Source organism: Enterobacter sp. MGH 4, from assembly GCF_000534735.1.
GTDB classification, from domain to species: domain Bacteria; phylum Pseudomonadota; class Gammaproteobacteria; order Enterobacterales; family Enterobacteriaceae; genus Enterobacter; species Enterobacter intestinihominis.
Genome location: NZ_KI973289.1, coordinates 1,600,242 through 1,619,610, shown reverse-complemented (window position 1 = coordinate 1,619,610; position 19,369 = coordinate 1,600,242). Strand labels below are relative to the sequence as shown.

The following is a 19,369-nucleotide window of genomic DNA, read 5'->3' as shown; positions in this document are numbered from 1 at the left end:
TTGCGTCAGAGTTTAAGAAGTTCAGGCCACAGGCGCAGCGTTATTTGCGTAATCCCCTGCAGTTTTTCCAGCGTCGCGCCTTCACGGGCGCTGATGGACATCCCCTGTAGAATACAGCTCAGATACTGGGCCAGCTCCTGCGGACGGCAATGCGCCGGAATTTCACCGCGCTGCTGGCGTTGAGCCAGAAACGTGCTGAGCGTCTCCTCCTGCATCGCATGGCGCGATTTGACCGTGTTGGCAATCTCTTTCGACGATGCCGCGAGGGTCGCGGAGGTGTTGATCATAAAACAGCCCGCGGGCGTGTCTTTACTGGTAAAGCAGGTTGCGACTGCGCAGAAATAATCCTGCAATGCCTGCTCAACCGTTTTTTCTTCACAGAATAGCTGGGCTTCGTGTTTTGCCGCGAAGCGCGAGATGTATCTGTCCAGTACGGCCCGGAATAAGCCTTCTTTGTTGGTGAACTCTGCGTACAGGGTAGGGGCTTTCGCGCCCGTTGCTTCCACCAGGTCGGAGAGCGACGTGGCTTCATACCCATGCTGCCAGAAGAGCGTCATGGCCTTATCGAGCGCCGCATCCCTGTCGAACACTTTTGGTCGGCCACGGCTTTTCTTTGCGCAACGCGTGACATCGGTTGTCATGTGCCGTTGGTCCTCTGTTGTTTTGTTGAATAGTCATTATAAAAATAAACGTCTGCGACGACCAGCGGTGATTTCTTAAAAATAATTTAATTTTATCTTTATGAAATATAAGGAAAATGAAATTAATTTAACGACCATTATAAAAATGGGTTGACGTGTGACCTGGATCACATCTATCATTTACCTATCGATCGTTAACTAAATAACTAACGACCACTACATCATCTGCCCAAAGGTATAAAATCATGAAAAACGTTAAAACCCTCATCGCTGCCGCCGTTCTGAGTTCACTCTCTTTCGCAAGCTTCGCTGCTGTTGAAGTGCAATCCACTCCAGCAGACCAGCAGAAAGTCGGTACCATCTCTGCCACTGCCGGGACTAACCTCGGCTCTCTGGAAGATCAGCTGGCACAAAAAGCTGACGAAATGGGTGCGAAATCATTCCGCATTACCTCTGTGACCGGTCCTAACACCCTGCACGGTACCGCAGTTATCTACAAATAAGCGTAACGCAACCCTCCGTTATGCCACTGCAAAAAAAAACGCCCTGCTAATGCAGGGCGTTTGTCGTTATTACCGTTTACATTGACTGCTGAGCAACCTCATGATGCCGCGTGACATCGGTTGGCATCCCGGAGCGCGCTTCCATCGCCCGCTCCATCACTGCGCCATCGGTGTTTGCATTCGTTTTAAAGCTCACCATCGAGGCATTCAGATTAATCGGCAGCGTCTGCGGATCGTCATTAATGTTTTTCGATAGCGGCTGGTGGATCTCAACCAGACGGACGCCACCCGGCTCTTCAGACACTTTAATCGGCGTATTGATGATATTCACTTTCGTGCCAGGGGCGATCACGCGGTAGAGCGTTTTGATGTCGTCATCGCGCAGGCGAATGCAGCCGGAGCTGACGCGCATCCCGATCCCAAAATCCGCATTCGTTCCGTGCAGAAGATAAACCCCACCGTAGGCCGCCAGGCGAATGGCATGGTGCCCCATCGGATTATCCGGGCCCGCGGGAACCACGGCAGGGAGATCGATACCCTGTGCCTTATAGCGGGCGCGGATGTTTGCCGTCGGAGTCCAGGTTGGATTAGCGCGCTTGTCGGAGACGGTGGTCACCATGGTCGGCGTGAGCGTATCGCCTCCCAGCTGGCCGATGCCGATAGGGTAGACGGTTACTTCATTTTTCCCCGGCGGGTAATAGTAAAGACGCAGCTCGGCGAGGTTTATCACAATCCCCTGACGCGGCGCGTCCGGCAGGATGGTTTGCAGCGGAATCGTCAGTACGCTGCCCGCCCGGGGCACATAGGGATCTACGCCCGGGTTGGCCTGCAACAGCGCCAGGAACCCGACGTTATATTTTTTAGCAATCGCTTCCAGCGAACCGCCATCGTTTTCAACCACGTGAAAGCGGTTTTCACCTACGACGTTGCTGCCGGCGGGCGGAAGAGGCCAGGTATTGGCGCGAGCAGGGAGCGCGACGGCAACCGTCGCGGCCAGCGCAACCACAGTTAACCAGCGGGTAAAACGCGAAGAAATCATCATTATCATAATCCATACAAATGATAAGGTTATTGTTTTATAAGGCGTTAATGATAATTATGGCGAATGTATGGTCGGGAAGATCGGGCGAAGTGCAAAGAGTTTGTAAATTGTCCCCCACCAGCCGGGCGCTGGCGGGGGAAACCGTTATGCGATGGCGTTCTCTTCCAACTGACGCATAAAGTTACGCACCCAGTCCATGCGGATTTTACGTTCCGTCAGATCCTGAGTAAATTTCAGACGCGTCGGGCCATCAAGACGGAAATGCTGCGGCTGTTTTTGCAGAAGGCCAATCAGCCACATCGGATCGACGTGGTTCTTCTCGGCAAACTCAATTACGCCGCCTTTCTCGTTGCCTTCAAGCTTGCGAATGCCCAGCTTCTGCGCCTGCTGACGCAGGCGGGCAATATCCAGCAGGTTGCGCGCCGCATCGGGCAATATCCCAAAACGGTCAATCAGTTCGACTTTAATCTCTTCCAGCTCGCCTTCGCTTTTCGCGCTGGCAATACGTTTGTAGAACGACAGACGGGTATTCACGTCAGGAATAAAATCATCCGGCAACAGGGAAGGCATGCGCAGTTCCACTTCGGTCTGCTGGCTGGTGAGATCTTCCAGAGACGGTTCACGTCCGGCTTTAAGCGCGTCGACGGCATTTTCCAGCAGCTCCATATACAGAGAGAAACCGATGGTTTCCATGGAGCCGCTCTGGTCTTCACCCAACAACTCACCGGCGCCGCGGATCTCCAGGTCGTGCGTCGCCAGCGCAAAGCCAGCACCCAGATCTTCCAGCGAGGCGATAGCTTCCAGACGCTTTTGCGCGTCGGTGGTCATCGCCTTCGGATGCGGCGTCAGCAGCCACGCGTAGGCCTGATGGTGAGAACGCCCGACGCGCCCGCGCAGCTGATGCAGCTGGGCCAGGCCGAAGTGATCCGCGCGTTCGATGATGATGGTGTTCGCCGTCGGAATGTCGATCCCGGTCTCAATGATGGTGGTACATACCAGCACGTTGAAACGCTGATGGTGGAAGTCGTTCATCACCCGCTCCAGCTCGCGCTCGCGCATCTGGCCGTGACCAATGGCGATGCGCGCTTCCGGCACCAGCTCTGCCAGCCTGTCGGCGGCTTTCTGAATGTTTTCAACGTCGTTATACAGGTAATATACCTGGCCGCCGCGCAGCACTTCACGCAGGATCGCCTCGCGAACCACCAGATTGTCGTACTCGCGAACAAAGGTTTTCACCGCCAGACGGCGCGCCGGCGGGGTGGCAATTATAGACAGATCGCGCATGCCGCTCATCGCCATATTCAGGGTGCGCGGGATCGGCGTGGCGGTCAGGGTCAGAATGTCGACGTCGGCGCGCATCGCTTTGATGCGCTCTTTGTGGCGCACCCCAAAGCGGTGCTCTTCATCGACGATCAGCAGCCCCAGATCTTTCCACTTCACGTCGCTTTGCAGCAGCTTGTGGGTGCCGATCAGAATGTCAATTTTGCCTTCGCTTGCCTGTTCCAGGATTTGCGTCTGCTCTTTAGCGCTGCGGAAACGCGACAGCATCTCAATGCGTACCGGCCAGTTGGCGAAGCGGTCGCGGAAGTTGTCGAAGTGCTGCTGGGCGAGGAGGGTAGTCGGCACCAGCACCGCCACCTGCTTGTTGTTTTCCACCGCCAGGAAAGCGGCACGCATTGCTACCTCGGTTTTACCGAAGCCCACGTCGCCGCAGACTAAGCGATCCATCGCCAGCGGCTGGCACATGTCGCTCAGCACGGCATTTATGGCCTGAGCCTGATCCGGCGTAGTTTCAAACGGGAAGCTGTCGCAGAACAGCTGGTACTGCTCTTTATCATGCTTAAACGCATAACCCTCTTTGGCCGCACGCTGGGCGTAAATGTCCAGCAGCTCGGCGGCCACGTCGCGCACTTTTTCCGCCGCCTTCTGCCGCGCGCGTGACCAGGCGTCGCCGCCCAGCTTATGCAGCGGCGCGTTATCTTCCGCGCCACCGGCGTAGCGGCTGATAAGGTGCAGGGACGACACTGGCACGTACAGTTTGGCGTCGTTCGCGTAGGTCAGCATCAGGTATTCACCTTTGATGCCGCCTGCTTCGAGGGTGGTCATTCCCTGATAGCGACCCACACCGTGTTCCAGGTGAACGATCGGCTGACCGGGGTGCAGTTCGGCCAGGTTGCGGATCAGGGTGTCCGGGTTGATGGTGCGACGGCTGTCCTGACGACGGCGCGCCACGCGCTCGCCCAGCAGGTCGCTTTCACAAATCAAGGCCAGGTTATTGAGCGTATCAATAAATCCGTGTTCGGCGGAGCCGATCATCAGGTAACGACCATTTCCGGTCGCTTCGCTCAGGCGATGAATGCGCTTCGGTGCAACTTTGATCCGCCCTAGTAGTTCGCCCAGCGCTTCACGACGACCCTCACTCTCAACGGAGAACACCACTGGCCCGGTGAAGGAATCAAGAAACTTGCGCAGGTTATCGAGCGGGGATTTCTGCTGCGCCTGGACGGCCAGATCGGGCAGCGTCCGGAACGCGAGATTGGTGTTCGCCGCCTTATCGGCAAGCGAATCGGTTTTGAGCTGCATACGCGGCCAGCGTTTTAGCTCGGCGTTGAGCTCGTCGGTACGCAGCCACAGCATTTCCGGCGGCAGCAGCGGACGCATCGGGTCAACGCCCCGGTTTTCAAAGCGGGCGCGCGTTTCGCTTTCAAAGCGGCTGGCGCTGGCGTCGATATCCCCGGTGTTAACAATCAGCGTATTCGCCGGGAAGTAGCTGAACAGCGCCGGCAGCGGTTCGTTAAAGAACAGGGGCTGCCAGTACTCGATCCCGGCCGGAAGGGTGCCTTTGCTGACCTGCTGGTAAATATGTTCGGCATCACGTTTCACGTCGAACCTGTCGCGCCACTGGCTGCGGAACAGTTCGATGGCGGTTTTATCCGTCGGGAACTCATGGGCGGGCAGCAGATTAATGGAGTCCACTTCCTCCAGCGTGCGCTGGGTGTCGGCGTCGAACACGCGCAGGCTGTCGATCTCATCATCGAAGAAATCCAGACGATACGGCTGGTCGCTGCCCATTGGATAGAGATCCAGCAGCGCACCGCGCGTCGCGTATTCGCCGTGCTCCATCACCTGATCGACATGGCGGTAACCGGCTCCGTCAAGCTGCACGCGCAGGGCATCGCGCGACAGGCGCTGGCCTTTTTTCATCACCAGCGCATGGCCGTGCAAATAGCTGTGCGGACAGACGCGCTGCATCAGGGTATTCACCGGCACAATCAGCACGCCGCGCTGCATGGTGGGGAGCTGATACAGCGTCGACAGGCGTGAGGAGATGATCTCCTGGTGCGGAGAGAAACTGTCGTAGGGAAGCGTTTCCCAGTCGGCCAGGCTGAATACCAGACTGTCGGTGAACTGACGAATTTCGTCGTGCAGGCGCAGGGCGTTTTGCATGTCCGGGGCAACCAGCACCACCGGCCCCGGATGGCGCTCGGCAATTTCCGCCACCAGCGTGGCGCAGGCCGCGCCTGTCAGTTCGCCCAGCTGGCGTTGGTCACCTGCTTTTACAGGCAAGGAAAAACGATAGTGTTCAGGCATGGCTATGTCAGGGTCTCTTGGGGATATACCAACAGTATTGGGGCATATCACTGATACGCAATGTCTTTATTATCCTCGATCGTTATGCATAAGCAAATCGTAACCGCACAAGAGGAAAAGTGCCCCCGGATGGGGGCAGGGTAGGTTAGCGGCTGGCGAGCTGTGGCGTAAGCCGTGCGGGAGGGGAGAAGAAAAGGTCGCCAAAGAGGGCGGTCGAGAGCTTACGTGCGCCCAGTCCAACCAGCGTGCAGACGAGCAGGCTGACGAACGGATAGACCAGAATCAGCGTTAACTCCGCCCAGATCGGCCAGTACGCCGCATTCATTTCGCGAATCAGGAGCAGGCTAAACGCCTCAATTAAAATGCGGTGGGTGGTATAAATCGCGATGGTGTTTGAACCGATGACGTTCAGCAGATTATTGGGATGAACGGCATAACGCTGCTCGAAGCTGTAAAAGAGCTTCATGATGACCACGATCGACAGCAGTGATAGCGGCAGAGGAACATTAGCGAACCACAGCACAACCGACACCGCGCCAGAGGCGATAAGTACCAGCCAGCTGCGGCGCAAATTCATCCCTTTCATCCACGTCATCAACTGCGCGCCGTACCATGCGCCGAGGCTGTAGTAGATCATGTTGCGCACCACGCTGTTCATTCCCCACCATGGTAAAGGCAGGAAGTTAATGGCGATGCTTGCCAGCGCCAGAAGCCCCAGCATCGGCAGTTTCCAGCGGCTCAGCAGTTTACAGAGCGTGAAGTAGACCACTAAGGCGTACAAGTACCACAGGCTGGTGCTGGCCGTGAGCATTCCCAGTACAAACCCTGAAACGGAATCGGCGTAGGCCGCATTGGATGCTGTCGCCAGTTCACGCTCGGGGGCGAGCCAGGCATTCAGATGGGTCAGCGCCTGCCATTGCAGGACGCCCCACAGGGCCAGCACCCAGACAATGCTCCAGATCCGCTTGTCGAGACTGGTGCGCCAGTTCACCTCGTCAATATATCGACGAATCAAATAGCCGGAGATGAAGAAAAACACCGGCATACGGAACGGGGCGAGGTAAAGATTAAAATAGACCCAGCATTTGGCGAGCAGGCCCGATAACGGATGCTGTAGCCCGTCCAGGTGAGGATAAAAGGTGATCACCGAGTGGTAAATCACCACCAGGCAGATGCACAGCCCTTTTATCTGGTTAATCCATAATGCTTTTTGTTTCATTGTGCGTGACGACCTTGTTGCCAAAAACGAAAGGTCGATTGTTGTAAAATGAAACCCCGATGTAACGGGTAACAGTCTGTATCAGGACGATTTTCGGAAAAGGTGGAGGCTGTATGGCGGAAGTTCAGTCAGTAGCATGATGATTTATCTGAATTTTTCGGAAAAATGATTACCGAATCTTACGGTTTCAGTCATTTACGCTTAGCGGATTCGCTTATATACTCGTGGGTCTGCTATCAGCAAACAGACGGATTTCATGTATCAACCTGTCGCACTCTTCATAGGCTTACGTTACATGCGTGGGCGCGCCGCGGACCGCTTCGGTCGCTTTGTCTCCTGGCTTTCGACTATTGGCATTACGCTTGGCGTGATGGCTCTGGTGACGGTGCTTTCCGTCATGAACGGCTTCGAGCGCGAGCTGCAAAACAATATCCTGGGGCTGATGCCGCAGGCCGTTCTCTCTTCCACTCAGGGCTCCGTTAACCCGCAACAGCTGCCGGAAAGCGCGATGAAGTTACAGGGTGTCACGCGCGTTGCGCCCCTCACGACGGGCGATGTGGTGCTGCAAAGCGCCCGCAGCGTGGCGGTCGGGGTGATGCTGGGTATCGATCCGGCGCAAAAAGATCCGCTGACGCCGTTCCTGGTCAATGTGAAACAAACCGACCTGGAAGCGGGTAAATACAACGTCATCCTCGGCGAGCAGCTTGCCGGGCAGCTCGGGGTCAACCGTGGCGATCAACTGCGCGTGATGGTGCCCTCAGCCAGTCAGTTTACGCCGATGGGGCGTCTGCCAAGCCAGCGCCTGTTCAACGTGATTGGCACGTTTGCGGCGAACAGCGAAGTCGATGGTTACCAGATGCTGGTTAACATTCAGGACGCCTCGCGTCTTATGCGCTACCCGGCGGGAAATATCACCGGCTGGCGTCTGTGGCTTGATGCGCCGCTGAAGGTGGATACCCTTAGCCAGCAGACGCTACCGGAAGGAACGAAATGGCAGGACTGGCGCGACCGCAAAGGCGAACTGTTCCAGGCCGTGCGCATGGAGAAAAACATGATGGGGCTGCTGCTGAGCCTGATCGTGGCCGTTGCCGCGTTTAATATCATCACCTCGCTCGGGCTGATGGTGATGGAGAAGCAAGGCGAAGTCGCCATTCTGCAAACCCAGGGGCTGACGCCGCGCCAGATCATGGCGGTATTTATGGTGCAGGGTGCCAGCGCTGGCATCATCGGCGCGCTGCTCGGCGCGGCGCTGGGTGCGCTGCTCGCCAGCCAGCTCAACAATCTCATGCCGATTATCGGCGCGCTGCTTGATGGTGCGGCGCTGCCGGTGGCTATCGAGCCGCTCCAGGTGGTCGGTATTGCGCTGGCCGCGATGGCTATTGCGCTGCTCTCTACGCTTTATCCTTCCTGGCGGGCTGCCGCCACTCAACCCGCTGAGGCTTTACGTTATGAATAAGATCCTGTTGCAGTGCGACAACCTGTCCAAACGCTATCAGGAAGGCGCTGTGCAGACCGACGTGCTGCACAATGTCAGCTTTAGCGTGGGTGAAGGCGAGATGATGGCGATTGTTGGCAGCTCCGGCTCCGGCAAAAGTACGCTGCTGCACCTGCTGGGCGGGCTGGACACGCCAACCGAAGGCGATGTGATCTTTTCCGGGCAGCCGCTGAGTAAAATGTCGTCTACGGCGAAAGCCGAGCTGCGTAACCGTGAGCTGGGTTTTATCTATCAGTTCCACCACCTGCTGCCGGACTTTACGGCGCTGGAAAACGTGGCGATGCCGCTGCTGATTGGTAAAAAGAAACCCGCAGAAATCAATGCCCGCGCCAGCGACATGCTAAACGCGGTAGGGCTGGGTCATCGCGGGAATCATCGTCCGTCTGAGCTTTCCGGCGGCGAGCGTCAGCGTGTGGCCATCGCCCGTGCGCTGGTCAACAACCCGCGCCTGGTGCTGGCGGATGAGCCGACAGGTAACCTCGATGCGCGTAACGCAGACAGCATTTTCCAGCTTCTCGGCGAACTGAACGCCGCGCAGGGAACCGCGTTTCTGGTGGTCACGCACGATTTGCAGCTGGCTAAGCGGATGGGCCGTCAGCTGGAAATGCGCGACGGTCGTCTGAATGCAGAACTGACGCTGATGGGAGCGGAGTAATGGCTTCACCGTTATCGTTACTCATTGGGTTACGCTTTAGCCGCGGTCGTCGCCGGAGCGGGATGGTTTCCCTTATCTCCGTGATCTCCACCATCGGTATCGCCCTGGGCGTGGCGGTTCTAATCGTGGGCTTAAGCGCCATGAATGGCTTTGAGCGAGAACTGAATAACCGCATTCTGGCCGTTGTACCCCACGGTGAAATCGAGCCGGTTAACCAGCCGTGGTCCAGCTGGCGTGATGCCCTGAACAAAGTGGAAAAGGTACCCGGCATTGCGGCGGCTGCACCTTACATCAACTTTACCGGGCTGGTAGAGAGCGGGGTAAACCTGCGCGCCATTCAGGTGAAAGGGGTGAATCCACGTCAGGAGGAGCGTCTGAGCGCGCTGCCTCGCTATGTGCAAAATGGTGCATGGGCAACCTTTAAGGCTGGCGAACAGCAGATCATCATGGGCAAAGGCGTTGCCGATGCACTGAAGGTGAAGCAGGGCGACTGGGTCTCGATCATGATCCCGAACGCCAGCGCTGATCACAAATTGCAGCAGCCTAAGCGCGTGCGTCTGCACGTCACCGGTATTTTGCAGCTGAGCGGCCAGCTCGATCACAGCTTCGCGATGGTGCCGCTGGAAGATGCGCGCCAGTATCTGGATATGAGCGACAGCGTGACGGGCATTGCCATTAAGGTTAACGACGTTTTCAACGCCAATACACTGGTGCGTGACGCTGGCAGCGTGACCAATAACTATGTCTACATCAAAAGCTGGATCGGCACTTACGGGTATATGTACCGTGATATCCAGATGATCCGCGCGATTATGTATCTGGCGATGGTGCTGGTGATTGGCGTGGCGTGCTTTAATATCGTCTCTACGCTGGTCATGGCCGTTAAGGACAAGAGCGGCGACATTGCCGTGCTGCGTACCTTAGGGGCGAAAGACGGTCTTATTCGCGCCATCTTCGTCTGGTACGGTTTGCTGGCGGGGCTGTTTGGTAGCCTCTGCGGCGTGGTCATCGGCGTGGTGGTGTCTCTTCAGCTGACGCCGATTATCAACGGGATTGAGGCGCTTATCGGCCATCAATTCCTGTCAGGCGATATCTATTTTATTGACTTCCTGCCGTCTGAACTGCACTGGCTGGACGTCATTTATGTGCTGGTTACAGCACTTTTACTGAGTCTGCTGGCAAGCTGGTATCCGGCGCGTCGCGCAAGCCGAATTGATCCGGCGAGGGTATTAAGTGGCCAGTAATTTCGTCATGGTTTAGCGGTCTTTTGGCCGCTGAATCAAACAGAGGAATGCATCATGTATTACGGATTTGATATTGGCGGCACCAAGATTGCGCTCGGCGTGTTCGATAAAGACCTTAAGCTACAATGGGAAACCCGCGTGCCTACGCCGCGCGATAGCTACGATGAATTTTTAACCGCCATTGCCGCGCTGGTGGCGCAGGCGGATGAACGCTTTGGCGTCAAAGGCAGCGTCGGCATTGGTATACCGGGTATGCCCGAAACCGACGACGGCACGCTGTATGCCGCCAACGTTCCTGCTGCCAGCGGCAACCCCCTGCGTGCCGATCTTTCTGCTCTCCTTGAGCGCGACGTGCGCTTAGACAACGATGCCAACTGTTTTGCTCTCTCAGAGGCCTGGGACGACGAGTTTCGTCGCTATCCGTTGGTGATGGGGCTGATCCTCGGAACGGGCGTCGGTGGCGGGATTGTCATTAACGGTAAGCCCATTACCGGGCGCAGCTACATTACCGGAGAATTTGGTCATATCCGTCTGCCGGTGGATGCGCTGGACGTCGTTGGTCGTGATTTCCCGCTTACCCGCTGCGGCTGTGGTCAGCACGGCTGCATTGAGAGTTACCTTTCAGGGCGCGGGTTTGCATGGCTTTATGAACACTTCTATCATCAGAAACTTGAGGCCCCTCAAATCATTACGCTGTGGGAGCAGGGAGACGCGCAGGCGCGTGAGCACGTTGAGCGCTATCTTGATTTGCTGGCGGTGTGTCTGGGGAATATCCTGACCATCGTCGACCCGGATCTGCTGGTGATCGGGGGAGGGCTGTCAAATTTCACTGCGATTACGGAACAGCTGTCCGGGCGTTTGCCCCGACATTTATTGCCGGTCGCCCGCGTGCCGCGCATTGAGCGTGCGCGACACGGGGACGCAGGAGGCATGCGCGGAGCCGCATTCCTTCATCTCACCGATTAGTTTACGAGGTTACTATGCTGTCGCGTCGCCAGGGTCGACTCAGCCGTTTTCGCAAAAATAAACGCCGCTTACGTGAACGCCTGCGTCAGCGGATCTTTTTCAGAGACAGGATGATGCCAGAAGCGATGGATAAACCCAGAGTGGTGGTGTTGACCGGGGCGGGGATCTCCGCCGAATCCGGTATTCAGACCTTCCGCGCGGCGGACGGGCTGTGGGAAGAACACCGAGTAGAAGATGTGGCGACGCCGGAAGGTTTCGCCCGCGATCCGGCGCTGGTTCAGGCGTTTTACAACGCCCGTCGTCGCCAGCTTCAGCAGCCGGAGATTGCGCCAAACGCGGCGCACCTGGCGCTGGCAAAGCTTGAGGAGGCGCTGGGGGATCGTTTTCTGCTGGTGACGCAAAACATCGACAATCTTCATGAAAGAGCCGGAAACCACAACATCATTCACATGCACGGCGAACTGCTCAAGGTGCGGTGCGCATGGAGTGGGCAGGTGCTGGAGTGGAAAGAGGACGTGCTGGACGAAGACCGCTGCCACTGCTGTCAGTTCCCTTCGCGTCTGCGTCCCCATGTGGTCTGGTTTGGCGAAATGCCGCTGGGAATGGATGAGATCTACAGCGCCCTGGCCATGGCGGACGTCTTTATCGCCATTGGTACCTCAGGACATGTCTATCCTGCGGCGGGGTTTGTTCACGAAGCGCGACTGCAAGGTGCCCATACGGTGGAGCTTAATCTGGAGCCAAGCCAGGTCGGGAGTGAGTTTGAAGAGAAGCATTACGGTCTGGCCAGCGAGGTGGTACCAGCCTTTGTGGATAAACTCCTGAAGGGGCTGTAAGGGTAACGGGCGACCTTGCGTCGCCCGTTGTGCATTAACGGCCTGCTTTTAGCTTCTGATAATACTCTTCATACAGGCGGCTCGCGTCACCGACGTCGTTCTGCCATTCCCCTTTGCTGATGGTTTCAGCGTCCGGATAAAGCGATTTATCATTCGCCACTTCAGGACTTAACAGCTTCCGCGCGGCCAGGTTTGGTGTCGGGTAACCAATAGTTTCCGCCACCTGTTTTGCCACATCCGGGCGCAGCAGGAAGTTAATCAGCTTCAGGGCGCCATCGACGTTTTTCGCATTAGCCGGGATCGCGAGGCTGTCCATCCAGAAGATGCCGCCCTCTTTCGGCCAGACCACCTCCAGCGGCGTACCGGCCTGACGCGCCACAAACGCAGAGCCGTTCCAGACCATCCCCAGATTCACTTCACCTTCCATATACGGGTTAGCCGGGTTATCCGAGTTGAACGCCGCCACGTTTGGCATCAGCTTTTTCAGTTCGTTATACGCCGCTTCGATCTCTTTCGGATCGGTGGTGTTGCCGGAGTAGCCGAGTTTACGCAGCGCAATCTGGAACACTTCGCGCGCATCATCGGTTAACAGCAGGCTGCTTTTGTATTCCGGCTTCCACAGATCAGCCCAGGATGAAACCGTTTTTGGATCAACGGCATCGCTGTTGACGCCAATTGCCGTCGCGCCCCAGATGTACGGAATGGAATAATCGTTGTTCGGGTCGAATGGCTTGTTTAGCATCTCAGGATCGAGGTTTGAAAAATTGGTTAGCTTCGTTTTATCGATCTTCTGGATCATGCCTTCTTTGCGCATCTTGTCGACGAAATAGGTCGACGGCACCACCAGGTCATACGCGCCATCTTTATAGGTTTTGAGCTTGGCGTACATGGTTTCATTCGACTCGTAGGTCGAATAGATCACCTTGATGCCCGTCTCTTTGGTGAACTGCTCCAGCAGGCCCGGCGGCACATACTCGGTCCAGTTGTAGAAATAGAGCGTTTTGCTGTCATCAGCATGCGCGGCACCCATTCCGAGCACCAGTGCCGCAGCGGCAAGTATTTTTTTCATTTCTGTGTCCCCTGAGATTTTGTTTTATCACGAGCAATAACCTGGCTGGCAATCACCAGAACCAGCGATAACACCAACAGAATAGTCGCCAGCGCGTTCACTTCGGGTGAAACACCGACTTTCACCATTGAGTAGATCTTCAACGGCAGAATTTCGTAGCTCGGCCCGGTGACGAAGGAGGACACGACCACGTCGTCCATCGACAGGGTAAAGCTGAGCAGCCATCCGGCTGCCACGGCAGGCATCGCCAGCGGCAGGATGATTTTGCGCAAAATGGTCATCTCGCTGGCACCCAGATCTTTCGCCGCTTCCAGCATGCGTACGTCGAATCCTTTCAGTCGCGCGTAGACGGTTACCACCACAAACGGCAGGCAGAAGGTGATATGCGAAAACAGCAGCGACCAGAAACCGAGCTGGACGCCCAGCAGCATAAACAGCACCAGCAGTGAAATGGCCATCACGATGTCCGGGGACATCATCACCACAAACAGCATACCGCTGACGAACGGCTTACCGCGAAAACGGTAGCGGTACAGCGCCACGGCGGTCAGCGAGCCAATCAGCGTCGCGAAGGTGGCAGAGAATACCGCCATCGTCAGCGAGTGCTGAGCGGCCTGTAGCAGGCTGTCATTGTTCATCAGCAGGCCATACCATTTGGTGGTAAACCCTTGCCAGTTGATCCCGAAGCGTGAACTGTTAAAGGAGTTCACGATCAAAATGATTATCGGAATATAAAGATACGCATAAATGGCGGTCATAAAACCGCCGCGAAGCAGTCGACCGATCATTCCAGCTCCACCTTCTTATTCAGCAGGCGTGAGGCACGCCAGTAAACCAGCAGCATCAGCCCCATTACCACCGTCAGCGTAATGCTGGTGGCCGAGCCGAACGGCCAGTCGCGGATGTTCAGGAACTGGCTCTTGATCACGTTGCCGATCAGCAGGTTTTTCGCCCCGCCCATCAGGTCCGACACGTAGAACAGGCCCATCGCAGGCAACATGACCAGCAGACATCCGGCAATAATGCCCGGCATGGTCAGCGGGATAATGATGCGGATAAAGGTTTGCAGCTTGCTGGCCCCCAGGTCTCTCGCGGCTTCCAGAAGTGGTTTATCAAGCTTTTCAATACTTGAGTAAAGCGGCATCACCATAAACGGCAGCAGGATATAGACCAGGCCGACGATCACCGCGCTCGGAGTGAACATAATGCGGATCGGCGTATCAATAACCCCAAGCCACAGCAGAAACTCGTTCAGATAACCTTTGGTGCTGAGGAAGATTTTCAGCCCATATATGCGGATTAACGAGTTGGTCCAGAATGGCATAATCAGTAAAAACAGCAGCAGCGGACGCACTTTTTGCGGCAGGCGAGCCAGGAACCACGCGAACGGATACCCCAGCACCAGACAGGCAACGGTGGCAATCAGCGCCATATTGAGCGAGTGCAGCAGCACGTCAAAGTAGAGCGGATCGAGCAGGCGTGCGTAGTTGTCCAGCGTAAAGACCATCGCGACGAAGTTCGCGTCGTCGCGGGTCAGGAAGCTGGTTACAATGATCATCAGGTTGGGAAGAAAGACAAACAACACAAGCCAACCGACGATCGTGGCAATCACCACATTCTGGAACTTACTTGTGTTCTTCATCAGCCAGTACAACCTCCCAGCTTTCTACCCAGTTGATGACCATCTTCTGATCCAGCGAGTGGTCGAAGTCCGGATCGTCCTCGTTGAAGAACTCACTAACCATCACCATTTTGCCGTTTTCCAGTTCCACAACGGATTCGAGGGTCATCCCTTTGTAGTTTCGTTCGCGAACGTAACCGATCAGACCTTCGGCGTCAGCCGTGTCGTGGATCTCATCGACGCGAAGATCTTCCGGGCGCAGCAGAACGTTGAGCCTTTGTCCCTTTTCCACGGCAAAGTTCACAGTGATGTTGCATTCGCGGCCTTCCACGTTGGCGCGCACGCGCTGCTCGTCCAGACGCTCAATCACCGTGGCGTTGAAAATATTGATTTCGCCAATGAAGCTGGCGACGAACAGGTTTTTCGGCTCCTCGTAAATTTCACGCGGCGTGCCGTCCTGCTCAATCTTACCCTCACGCATCACCACGATACGGTCTGACATAGTCAGGGCTTCTTCCTGATCGTGAGTGACAAACACGAACGTGATGCCGAGCTTACGCTGAAGCGCTTTCAGCTCGTTCTGCATCTGCTTGCGCAGCTTGTAGTCCAGCGCGGAGAGGGATTCATCCAGCAGGAGCAGGCGTGGTTTGTTGACCACGGCGCGGGCAATAGCCACACGCTGCTGCTGACCACCAGAAAGTTGATGCGGCTTGCGCTGGGCGAATGCCTCCAGCTGCACCATGCGCAGGGCTTCGGTAACGCGCGGCGGGATCTCGCTGGCGGGTGTTTTTTGCATCCGCAGGCCAAACGCCACGTTCTCAAACACGGTCATGTGCGGGAACAGGGCATAGCTCTGAAAGACGGTATTGACGTGGCGATCTTCGGCAGGGACCTGGGTAATGTCCTGGTTCTCAAGATGGATATGGCCGTTATCGACGCTTTCCAGCCCGGCAATAAGGCGCAGGACGGTGGTTTTGCCGCAGCCGGAGGGGCCAAGCAGCGTGAGAAACTCACCGTCATTGATGGTCAGATTAAGATCGGAAATGACATCTTTGCCATCGAAACTTTTACGAATTCGTTCCAGTTGCACCAGCGGTGAAAGGGAACGGGGTTGTGTATTCAATTTTCGCGCTGTCCCATATAGACGCCTCAAGCAGCAGACTGAAGCGGGGTTTGTGTGTAACCACCTTGGTGACTCGTAATGAGGGCGGACATTCTACGGCAAACCCATTGAATCGCCAATCCTTCTCACTTATTCATAAGCTACATTTATTAACGCAGAACGATATAAACGTAAAAAGTTCTCGTTTGCGGGATAAAAGTGACCTGACGCAATATTTGCGTTTTGCTGCTTAATGATAATGTTGTCACAAAAAGTGAGGGTGACTGCATGGATAAACTACTTGAGCGTTTCTTACATTACGTTTCGCTGGATACCCAATCTAAGCCGGGGGTCCGACAGGTGCCAAGCACCGAAGGCCAGTGGAAGCTGCTAAATCTGCTGAAAGAGCAGCTGGAGGCCATGGGGCTGGTTGATGTCACGCTCAGTGAAAAGGGGACCGTGATGGGAACGCTGCCGGCCAACGTTGAGGGAGATATCCCGGCGATTGGCTTTATTTCTCATGTCGATACCTCACCTGATTTTAGCGGTAAACACGTTAATCCGCAGATTGTTGAAAACTACCGCGGCGGAGATATTGCGCTGGGCATTGGCGACGAAGTGCTGTCGCCGGTGATGTTCCCGGTACTGCATCAGCTGCTGGGGCAGACGTTAATCACCACCGACGGCAAAACCTTGCTGGGGGCCGATGACAAAGCGGGTATCGCCGAGATCATGACGGCGCTGGCGGTGCTGAAGGGCAAAAATATCCCACATGGCGATATCCGCGTGGCCTTCACGCCGGATGAAGAGGTAGGAAAAGGCGCGAAACATTTTGACGTTGAGGCGTTTAACGCTCAGTGGGCCTACACCGTCGACGGTGGCGGCGTGGGTGAACTTGAGTATGAAAACTTTAACGCGGCATCGGTGACGATCAAAATCGTCGGGAATAACGTGCACCCGGGCTCTGCGAAAGGGGTGATGGTGAATGCGCTGTCGCTGGCTGCGCGTATTCATGCGGAAGTTCCTGCCGAAGAGAGCCCGGAGATGACGGAAGGGTATGAGGGTTTTTATCATCTGACCAGCATCAAGGGGAACGTGGACAGCGCGCAGATGCACTATATCGTCCGCGATTTTGACCGCAAAGCCTTTGAAGCGCGCAAGCGTAAGATGATGGAGATCGCGAAAAAGGTCGGCAAGGGGCTGCACCCGGATTGCTATATTGAGCTCATCATCGAAGACAGCTATTACAATATGCGCGAGAAGGTGATGGAGCATCCGCACATTCTTGATATCGCCCAGCAGGCGATGCGCGATTGTGATATCGAGCCGGTGATGAAACCGATCCGTGGTGGAACCGATGGTTCGCAGCTGTCATTTATGGGCCTGCCGTGCCCGAACCTGTTTACCGGTGGATATAACTACCACGGCAAGCATGAGTTCGTGACGCTGGAAGGGATGGAAAAAGCGGTGCAGGTGATTGTGCGGATAGCAGAGTTAACCGCGAAGCGGTAATGTTTCATGCCGGGTGGCGGCTACGCCTTACCCGGCCTACATTTCGATCGTAGGCCCGGTAAGCGAAGCGCCACCGGGCAATGGGCAAGGAGTGCCAATGTCAAACTACCGCCGCCACTACATCCCCGGTGGGACCTGGTTTTTCACCGTCAATCTGCAAAACCGTCAGAGCGATTTACTTACCCGCCACATCGACAGCCTGCGTTCCGCTACCGCCACGGTTAAGCATGCGAAGCCCTTCACCATTAACGCCTGGGTTATCCTGCCTGAACATATGCACTGTATCTGGACCTTACCGGAAGGGGACAGTGACTTTTCGTCGCGCTGGCGCGACATCAAAAAAATGTTTAGCCGCAACATTGAGATGCGCCACGTCTGGCAACCGCGTTTCTGGGAGCACACTATTCGCAATGAACAGGATTACCGGCGGCATATGGATTACGTCTACATCAATCCGCTGAAGCATGGCTATGTCGGGAAAGTCGTCGACTGGCCCTATTCAACGTTTCATCGGGACGTGCGGGAGGGGTTATATCCGGCAGACTGGGCGGGGGAGATTGAGGATTTTGCGGCGGGGGAGCGGAAGTAAAAAAAGCCCGGTGGCGCATCGCTTACCGGGCCTACGGGAACGGCTTTTGTAGGCCGGGTAAGGCGTAGCCGCCACCCGGCAAACATCATGACTCAGTCCTCAAAAAACCAGTACCCGCTGTTAACCAGCGCGGCCAGCATGGCGAGGAAGGAGGGATCGTCCAGCGCGTCGCCAAAGGTATCCGCAGACAGCACCATATGGCTGGCAATCGCTTCCAGTGCCGGACGGTGTGGAGAGTCCAGGCGCTCGCCGTTGACGAATACCTCTTCGCCAATGCGCAATACACGTAATCCGCCCAGACGAACCAGCTTATCGCCCTGCTGGAGGGCATCATAAATTTCATCTGCCTGATACGGCGGCTCTGGCGGTGCGACGTCCAGTTCGTGACGCGACTGGCTGATAAACTCGCCAAACCACTGTCTGAAGTGCTCCGGTTCGTTGATCAGATCCAGCATCATACCGCGCAGCTTATCCAGCTCCTCTGGCAGAATATCGGCCGGGTGCTCACGCGCCGGAACATCCGGATCGCTGTAACGATGGCTGCCCAGCTCGCGCTGTAAAACATAGTCAGCGAATCCGCTGATCATCTCGCGGCCGCTTGGCGCGCGGAAACCAACCGAATAGTTTAGCGAGTTTTCCAGGGAATAACCTTCATGCGGGAAGCCTGGCGGGATATACAGAATGTCGCCTGGCTCCAGCTCTTCATCAATGATCCCTTCAAACGGATCAACCTGAAGCAGATCCGGGTGCGGGCAGTGCTGCTTCATTGGCACTTTTTCGCCCACTCGCCAGCGACGGCGACCGGTACCCTGAATGATAAACACGTCGTACTGATCAAGATGCGGACCCACGCCGCCACCGGGAACAGAGAAGGAGATCATCAGATCGTCCATTCGCCAGTCTGGGAGGGCGCGGAAGGGACGCATCAAGGCTGCGGTGGGTTCGTGCCAGTTGTTGACCGCCTGCACCAGTAAAGACCAGTTGCTTTCGCCCAGGTGATCGTAGCTTTCAAAGGGACCGTGGCTTACCTGCCATTTCCCGTCCTGATGGCTCACCAGACGGCTGTCTACCTCGTTTTCCATCGCCAGACCAGCGAGTTCGTCAGGAGAAATAGGGTCGATAAAATTGCTGATCCCGCGTTTAAGAACGACCGGGCGTTTTTGCCAGTAACGTTCAATAAATTCGGGCCAGTTAAGCGTTAATTGATAATCCATATTTTTGTATTCCGCAGGCTCTTACTGAGACGGATTATAACGGAAGCACCGACCCCTGGCTGCGAGATCC

The 19,369-nt window shown here is 55.9% G+C and carries 17 protein-coding genes; 8 read left to right on the top strand and 9 right to left on the bottom strand.

Going from position 1 to position 19,369, the window contains the following annotated elements:
* Positions 1-5: 5 nt before the first annotated feature.
* The gene (locus tag L350_RS14705) at positions 6-641 is read right to left on the bottom strand and encodes a TetR/AcrR family transcriptional regulator (protein ID WP_023305873.1); all 636 of its coding nucleotides are present in this window, start codon (positions 639-641) and stop codon (positions 6-8) included.
* A 245-nt stretch (positions 642-886) separates the two neighbouring features.
* Here L350_RS14705 and bhsA point away from each other — a divergent pair, with 245 nt between their 5' ends.
* On the top strand, positions 887-1,144 hold the full coding sequence (gene bhsA / locus L350_RS14710; protein WP_006809234.1) for a multiple stress resistance protein BhsA: 258 nt from the start codon (positions 887-889) through the stop codon (positions 1,142-1,144).
* 76 nt (positions 1,145-1,220) lie between these two features.
* Here the strand turns inward: bhsA and L350_RS14715 are convergent, their stop codons facing one another.
* The 3 genes from L350_RS14715 to L350_RS14725 all read right to left on the bottom strand — a co-directional run bounded on the left by L350_RS14715 (position 1,221) and on the right by L350_RS14725 (position 6,996).
* Positions 1,221-2,186, bottom strand: a complete 966-nt coding sequence (locus tag L350_RS14715) for a L,D-transpeptidase LdtC (RefSeq protein ID WP_023299804.1) — start codon at positions 2,184-2,186, stop codon at positions 1,221-1,223.
* A 144-nt stretch (positions 2,187-2,330) separates the two neighbouring features.
* Complete coding sequence (mfd, locus tag L350_RS14720; protein ID WP_032624473.1) at positions 2,331-5,777, bottom strand: transcription-repair coupling factor; 3,447 nt, start codon at positions 5,775-5,777, stop codon at positions 2,331-2,333.
* A gap of 145 nt (positions 5,778-5,922) precedes the next feature.
* A complete protein-coding gene (locus tag L350_RS14725; RefSeq protein ID WP_022647756.1) occupies positions 5,923-6,996 on the bottom strand; it encodes an acyltransferase family protein in 1,074 nt (357 codons plus the stop codon).
* Between the two features lie 256 nt (positions 6,997-7,252).
* On the opposite strand from L350_RS14725, the gene lolC reads away from it, so the two are divergent.
* From lolC to cobB, 5 genes are read left to right on the top strand one after another with little or no spacing between them, the layout of a single operon-like run.
* A complete protein-coding gene (gene lolC, locus L350_RS14730) occupies positions 7,253-8,452 on the top strand; it encodes a lipoprotein-releasing ABC transporter permease subunit LolC (RefSeq protein ID WP_032624472.1) in 1,200 nt (399 codons plus the stop codon).
* Positions 8,445-9,146, top strand: coding sequence for a lipoprotein-releasing ABC transporter ATP-binding protein LolD (gene lolD / locus L350_RS14735; RefSeq protein ID WP_032624471.1), 702 nt, complete (start codon positions 8,445-8,447; stop codon positions 9,144-9,146). Before lolC ends, lolD begins: the two co-directional genes overlap by 8 nt.
* Positions 9,146-10,390, top strand: coding sequence for a lipoprotein-releasing ABC transporter permease subunit LolE (lolE, locus tag L350_RS14740; protein ID WP_032624470.1), 1,245 nt, complete (start codon positions 9,146-9,148; stop codon positions 10,388-10,390). Before lolD ends, lolE begins: the two co-directional genes overlap by 1 nt.
* A gap of 54 nt (positions 10,391-10,444) precedes the next feature.
* Complete coding sequence (gene nagK / locus L350_RS14745; RefSeq protein ID WP_032624469.1) at positions 10,445-11,356, top strand: N-acetylglucosamine kinase; 912 nt, start codon at positions 10,445-10,447, stop codon at positions 11,354-11,356.
* A gap of 14 nt (positions 11,357-11,370) precedes the next feature.
* Positions 11,371-12,192, top strand: coding sequence for a Sir2 family NAD+-dependent deacetylase (gene cobB, locus L350_RS14750; protein WP_022647760.1), 822 nt, complete (start codon positions 11,371-11,373; stop codon positions 12,190-12,192).
* A gap of 34 nt (positions 12,193-12,226) precedes the next feature.
* Here cobB and potD read toward each other — a convergent pair whose 3' ends face one another.
* The 4 genes from potD to potA are packed head-to-tail and all read right to left on the bottom strand — an operon-like array spanning position 12,227 to position 16,035.
* Positions 12,227-13,261, bottom strand: coding sequence for a spermidine/putrescine ABC transporter substrate-binding protein PotD (potD, locus tag L350_RS14755; protein ID WP_032624468.1), 1,035 nt, complete (start codon positions 13,259-13,261; stop codon positions 12,227-12,229).
* Positions 13,258-14,049 (bottom strand): spermidine/putrescine ABC transporter permease PotC, encoded by a 792-nt coding sequence (gene potC / locus L350_RS14760; protein ID WP_015570805.1) that lies wholly within the window; start codon positions 14,047-14,049, stop codon positions 13,258-13,260. The genes potD and potC overlap by 4 nt, the downstream gene beginning before the upstream one ends.
* Entirely contained in the window at positions 14,046-14,903 is an 858-nt protein-coding gene (gene potB, locus L350_RS14765; protein ID WP_032624467.1) for a spermidine/putrescine ABC transporter permease PotB, read from the bottom strand. Before potB ends, potC begins: the two co-directional genes overlap by 4 nt.
* Positions 14,887-16,035, bottom strand: a complete 1,149-nt coding sequence (potA, locus tag L350_RS14770) for a spermidine/putrescine ABC transporter ATP-binding protein PotA (RefSeq protein ID WP_163385517.1) — start codon at positions 16,033-16,035, stop codon at positions 14,887-14,889. The genes potB and potA overlap by 17 nt, the downstream gene beginning before the upstream one ends.
* Positions 16,036-16,272: 237 nt before the next feature.
* Between potA and pepT the strand changes: the two genes are divergently transcribed.
* Together pepT and L350_RS14780 are read left to right on the top strand one after the other, a co-directional pair.
* Positions 16,273-17,496: a peptidase T gene (gene pepT, locus L350_RS14775; protein ID WP_032624465.1), complete on the top strand. Its 1,224-nt coding sequence runs from the start codon at positions 16,273-16,275 to the stop codon at positions 17,494-17,496.
* A 97-nt stretch (positions 17,497-17,593) separates the two neighbouring features.
* A complete protein-coding gene (locus L350_RS14780) occupies positions 17,594-18,085 on the top strand; it encodes an REP-associated tyrosine transposase (protein ID WP_023299811.1) in 492 nt (163 codons plus the stop codon).
* Positions 18,086-18,177: 92 nt separating this feature from the next.
* Here the strand turns inward: L350_RS14780 and L350_RS14785 are convergent, their stop codons facing one another.
* Entirely contained in the window at positions 18,178-19,299 is a 1,122-nt protein-coding gene (locus L350_RS14785; protein WP_022647767.1) for a ribosomal protein uL16 3-hydroxylase, read from the bottom strand.
* Between the last annotated feature and the right edge of the window lie 70 nt (positions 19,300-19,369).